Raw genomic sequence first — 5,878 nt, 5'->3', positions numbered from 1 at the left:
GGAGGGGGTTGAAAAAAAGAGTTGGGTGGGGAGTAGGAAAAGAGGAAAAAGGCAACTTACCTTTGCAGCCCGCTTCGACCGGAAGCTGGCGTAGGAAGACGGAGACGCGGAAAGAGCGAAAAACTTTTTCGGTTCCGAACTTGGAAAAGGAGAAAAGCTTTTTACCTTTGCAGCCCGCTTCGATCGGAAGGGGAGCACACAACAGGAAGACGAGAGTCGGCCGGAAAAAAGAAGCAAACTTTTTCTTGCGAGTTGTAAAAAGCTTCTTACCTTTGCAGCCCGCTTCAACGGAAGGGGTTTAGAAAAGGAGAGTAGCACCCCGGGTTTTGGCCCGGACACGGTTTTCCCAACAGGGGAAGACAGACGTTCTTTGAATGATTGGAAATGACAAATTGGTAAGCTTCATGGCTTCGCAAGAAGGGATGAAGAAAGCGTAACAAAAGGAAGTGAGCTCGTTAATACGGGTCGGATCAGCACTCGACATCAGCTATGCTTCGGCATAGTGTAGGAATTTATACAATGGAGAGTTTGATCCTGGCTCAGGATGAACGCTAGCGGCAGGCCTAATACATGCAAGTCGAACGGGTGTAGCAATACACTAGTGGCGCACGGGTGCGTAACGCGTAACCAACCTACCTGGATCTGGGGGATAGCCCGCCGAAAGGCGGATTAATACCGCATAAGACTATAGAACGGCATCGTTTCGTAGTTAAAGATTTATTGGATTCAGATGGGGTTGCGTAGCATTAGCTAGTTGGCGGGGTAACGGCCCACCAAGGCGACGATGCTTAGGGGACCTGAGAGGGTGATCCCCCACACTGGCACTGAGATACGGGCCAGACTCCTACGGGAGGCAGCAGTAGGGAATATTGGGCAATGGGCGAGAGCCTGACCCAGCCATGCCGCGTGCCGGATGAAGGCCTTCTGGGTTGTAAACGGCTTTTCTCAGGGAAGAAAAAGGTGATGCGTCACAAACTGACGGTACCTGAGGAATAAGCACCGGCTAACTCCGTGCCAGCAGCCGCGGTAATACGGAGGGTGCAAGCGTTGTCCGGATTTATTGGGTTTAAAGGGTGCGTAGGTGGCCCTATAAGTCCGTGGTGAAAGCCTGCTGCTCAACAGCAGAACTGCCATGGATACTGTAGGGCTTGAGTCCAGACGAGGTTGGCGGAATGGAAGATGTAGCGGTGAAATGCATAGATATCTTCCAGAACCCCGATTGCGTAGGCAGCTGACTAGGCTGGTACTGACACTGAGGCACGAAAGCGTGGGGAGCGAACAGGATTAGATACCCTGGTAGTCCACGCCGTAAACGATGGATACTCGTTGCTAGCGATACACAGTTAGTGACTTAGCGAAAGCGTTAAGTATCCCACCTGGGGAGTACGCTCGCAAGAGTGAAACTCAAAGGAATTGACGGGGGCCCGCACAAGTGGTGGAGCATGTGGTTTAATTCGATGATACGCGAGGAACCTTACCTAGGCTAGAATGCGCGTGACCGGCTCAGAGATGAGCCTTTCCTTCGGGACACAAAGCAAGGTGCTGCATGGCCGTCGTCAGCTCGTGCCGTGAGGTGTTGGGTTAAGTCCCGCAACGAGCGCAACCCCTATGTTTAGTTGCCAGCATGTAATGATGGGGACTCTAAACAGACTGCCTGCGCAAGCAGTGAGGAAGGCGGGGACGACGTCAGGTCATCATGGCCCTTACGCCTAGGGCTACACACGTGCTACAATGGACGGTACAGAGGGTCGCTACACAGTGATGTGATGCCAATCTCACAAAGCCGTTCTCAGTTCGGATCGGAGTCTGCAACTCGACTCCGTGAAGCTGGAATCACTAGTAATCGCGTATCAGCAATGACGCGGTGAATACGTTCCCGGGCCTTGTACACACCGCCCGTCAAGCCATGGAAGTTTGGTAGACCTGAAGCTGGTGCTCGTCACAGAAGCCAGTTAGGGTAGAACAAGTAACTGGGGCTAAGTCGTAACAAGGTAGCCGTACCGGAAGGTGCGGCTGGATCACCTCCTTTCTGGAGCGGTCCGACTCGTGAGCTCACGCCTTGTCCGCGCAATGAATACCAAAGTGTCATTTCCTCTCATTCAGATTTTCGAAGAGTAGTTGAGCAATTCGCTACTCTTCACCTTGATCCANCGTACCGGAAGGTGCGGCTGGATCACCTCCTTTCTGGAGCGGTCCGACTCGTGAGCTCACGCCTTGTCCGCGCAATGAATACCAAAGTGTCATTTCCTCTCATTCAACGTTTTTGTCGGAGCTATTTCAGCAATGAAGTAGAAACCGGGCTTGTAGCTCAGGTGGTTAGAGCGCTACACTGATAATGTAGAGGTCCCTGGTTCGAGTCCAGGCAGGCCCACTGTCAACAGTTGGAATTGCCAACAGGACACGAAAATGGGGGATTAGCTCAGCTGGCTAGAGCACCTGCCTTGCACGCAGGGGGTCAACGGTTCGAATCCGTTATTCTCCACTATTACAAGGCCTATCAACCGGATAGCCTTTGGTGAGAATACAAACACACAGTACTAGTGTTGGTAGCAACCTACTACTACCTTGATCCGCAACAGGTGGATCAGCCGTTCTTTGACGTAGTGAAACGAGTAAGAAGAAGAGTTTAATTTGCCATAGTGCAAATCAACCGAGCATGTCTGTTTCTTCGGGAACAGACACCTAGAAGTAAACTAGGGCACACGGGGGATGCCTTGGCTCTCAGAGGCGATGAAGGACGTGATAAGCTGCGAAAAGCTGCGGGGATTGGCACATACGAGGTGATCCGCAGGTATCCGAATGGGGCAACCCACTACTGTGAAGCAGTAGGGCGTATAGGTTAAGTCTTATACGGGCAAACCCGGGGAACTGAAACATCTAAGTACCCGGAGGAAAAGAAAATAACAATGATTCCCCAAGTAGTGGCGAGCGAACGGGGAGGAGCCCAAACCGGGTTGGTTACGGCCAGCCCGGGGTTGTAGGACCTCAACATCTGATTATCTAATTTTAGCTGAACGACGTGGGAAAGTCGACCGCAGAGGGTGAGAGTCCCGTGAGCGAACTGATTAGGTACGGTAGAGGATTCCTGAGTAGAGCGGGACCGGAGAAATCCCGTTTGAATCCAGCGGCACCATCCGCTAAGGCTACATACTCCTGAGAGACCGATAGTGAACCAGTACCGTGAGGGAAAGGTGAAAAGAACCCTGAATAAGGGAGTGAAAAGAACCTGAAACCGTGTGCTTACAAGCGGTCGGAGGGGCTTCGTGCCCTGACGGCGTGCCTTTTGCATAATGAGCCTACGAGTTACTCCTCACTGGCAAGGTTAAATGCTTTGAAGCATGGAGCCGCAGCGAAAGCGAGTCTGAATAGGGCGTGCAGTCAGTGGGGGTAGACGCGAAACTTTGTGATCTACCCATGACCAGGTTGAAGGTTAGGTAAAACTAACTGGAGGACCGAACCAGTTTCCGTTGAAAAGGATTTGGATGAGTTGTGGGTAGGGGTGAAAGGCCAATCAAACTGAGAAATAGCTCGTACTCCCCGAAATGTATTTAGGTACAGCGTCGGCGTAGAGTTACTAGGAGGTAGAGCTACCAATAGGACTAGGGGGTGTCAAAGCCTACCGAATCCTGATGAACTCCGAATGCCTAGTAATATAGCCGGCAGTGAGGCGTGGGGTGCTAAGGTCCCATGCCGAGAGGGAAAGAACCCAGACCATCTGCTAAGGTCCCTAAATTCGGACTAAGTTGAACAAAGGAGGTCCACTTGCCTTGACAGCCAGGATGTTGGCTTGGAAGCAGCCATTCATTTAAAGAGTGCGTAACAGCTCACTGGTCGAGCGAGAGGGCATCGATAATACGCGGGCATCAAGTCCGGTACCGAAGCAATGGATTTGTCTTGCAAGACAGACAAGTGGTAGGGGAGCATTCCAGCAGCGGTGAAGGTGTCCTGTCAGGGATGCTGGAGCGGCTGGAAAAGCAAATGTAGGCATGAGTAACGATAAGGGGAGTGAGAAACTCCCCCGCCGATAGACTAAGGTTTCCTGATCAACGCTAATCGGATCAGGGTTAGTCGGGACCTAAGGCTACGCCGAGAGGCTACGTCGATGGACAGCTGGTTGATATTCCAGCACTTATTTAATGGAGTGATGCGGTGACGCAGAAGTGAAAGAGACGCGGGCGGACGGAAGTGCCCGTTGAAGCACGTAGGTATAGATTGAGTAGGCAAATCCGCTCTTTCTGCTGAAATGTGATAGTACCTAGCGGCTTCGGCCAATGGGATAGTTCTCCTAATCAGACTGTCAAGAAAACCCGCTAAGCGTTTACTGTTAGATAACCCGTACCGCAAACCGACACAGGTAGTCAAGGAGAGAATCCTGAGGCGCTCGAGTGAATCACGGCCAAGGAACTCGGCAAAATGGACCTGTAACTTCGGGAGAAGGGTCGCTTCCTCAGTAGCAATACTGAGAAGCCGCAGTGAAAAGGCCCAGGCGACTGTTTAACAAAAACACATGGCTTTGCGAACTCGTAAGAGGAAGTATAAGGCCTGACACCTGCCCGGTGCCGGAAGGTTAAGAGGGGAACTTAGTCGCAAGGCGAAGGTTTGAATCGAAGCCCCGGTAAACGGCGGCCGTAACTATAACGGTCCTAAGGTAGCGAAATTCCTTGTCGGGTAAGTTCCGACCTGCACGAATGGTGTAACGATCTGGGCGCTGTCTCAGCCGTGAGCTCGGTGAAATTGTAGTCTCGGTGAAGATGCCGAGTACCCGCAACGGGACGGAAAGACCCCGTGCACCTTTACTATAGCTTGACATTGACGCTGGGTAACACATGTGTAGGATAGGTGGGAGACTGTGAACCGGTGGCGCTAGCCATCGGGGAGTCAACGTTGAAATACCACCCTTGTGTTACTCGGTGCCTAATCTGGAAACGGAAACAGTGTCTGGTGGGTAGTTTGACTGGGGTGGTCGCCTCCAAAAAAGTATCGGAGGCTTTCAAAGGTCCGCTCAGTACGCTTGGTAACCGTACGCAGAGCGCAATAGCAGAAGCGGGCTTGACTGTGAGGCCTACAAGCCGAGCAGGGTCGAAAGACGGATATAGTGATCCGGTGGTTCCGCATGGAAGGGCCATCGCTCAAAGGATAAAAGGTACGCCGGGGATAACAGGCTGATCTCCCCCAAGAGCTCATATCGACGGGGAGGTTTGGCACCTCGATGTCGGCTCGTCACGTCCTGGGGCTGGAGAAGGTCCCAAGGGTTCGGCTGTTCGCCGATTAAAGTGGCACGCGAGCTGGGTTCAGAACGTCGTGAGACAGTTCGGTCCCTATCTGTTGTGGGCGTAGGATATTTGAGAGGACCTGACTTTAGTACGAGAGGACCGAGTTGGACTAGCCGCTCGTGCACCGGTTGTGGCGCCAGCTGCAGCGCCGGGTAGCGACGCTGGGATGAGATAAGCGCTGAAAGCATCTAAGTGCGAAACTCACCTCAAGATGAGATATCCCATACTAAGAGTCGTGGAAGATGACCACGTTGATAGGCTCCAGGTGGAAGGTCCGAAATGGCCGAGCCGAGGAGTACTAATGACTCGAACACTTCTAAGTACCTGCTTAACCGCACCTTTCTTCTTACCCGTTTTTACTACGTCAACGATATTGACAGTTTTCACAAGCAATGTGATACTGACACCAGTAATGGTGGCTTTAGCACGGGTGTTCACCTCTTCCCATTCCGAACAGAGCAGTTAAGCCCCGTAGCGCCTATGGTACTGCCTTCACCGGCGGGAGAGTCGGTCGCCGCCAACCTTACTACCGCTCAGCCCCCGTTCCGCGCCTCGTGCTGCGGAGCGGGGGCTGAACGCGTTTATGGCCTCACCCCACCCCCCGG

Annotated in this window: 1 protein-coding gene, 2 tRNA genes and 3 rRNA genes; all 6 read left to right on the top strand. The window is 52.6% G+C overall.

Features of this window, described 5'->3' with window-relative positions; genetic code table 11:
- Positions 1-302 (top strand): hypothetical protein (locus ABD842_RS02105; RefSeq protein ID WP_345109386.1); only part of this gene is annotated, 302 nt, incomplete at its 5' end.
- A gap of 214 nt (positions 303-516) precedes the next feature.
- Positions 517-2,029 (top strand): 16S ribosomal RNA (locus tag ABD842_RS02100).
- Between the two features lie 268 nt (positions 2,030-2,297).
- A tRNA-Ile gene (locus tag ABD842_RS02095) sits at positions 2,298-2,371 on the top strand.
- A gap of 37 nt (positions 2,372-2,408) precedes the next feature.
- Positions 2,409-2,482, top strand: a tRNA-Ala gene (locus ABD842_RS02090).
- Positions 2,483-2,682: 200 nt separating this feature from the next.
- Positions 2,683-5,595: ribosomal RNA gene (locus ABD842_RS02085) — 23S ribosomal RNA — on the top strand.
- A gap of 89 nt (positions 5,596-5,684) precedes the next feature.
- A 5S ribosomal RNA gene (rrf, locus tag ABD842_RS02080) occupies positions 5,685-5,796 on the top strand.
- Together the 16S, 23S and 5S rRNA genes with 2 tRNA genes alongside form the textbook arrangement of a ribosomal RNA operon.
- The last annotated feature ends 82 nt before the right edge of the window (positions 5,797-5,878 follow it).

This window comes from Hymenobacter algoricola (assembly GCF_039539525.1).
In the GTDB taxonomy this organism is placed as follows: domain Bacteria; phylum Bacteroidota; class Bacteroidia; order Cytophagales; family Hymenobacteraceae; genus Hymenobacter; species Hymenobacter algoricola.
The sequence above is the reverse complement of the archived record's forward strand: the minus strand, read 5'-3'. Positions and strand labels throughout refer to the sequence as shown.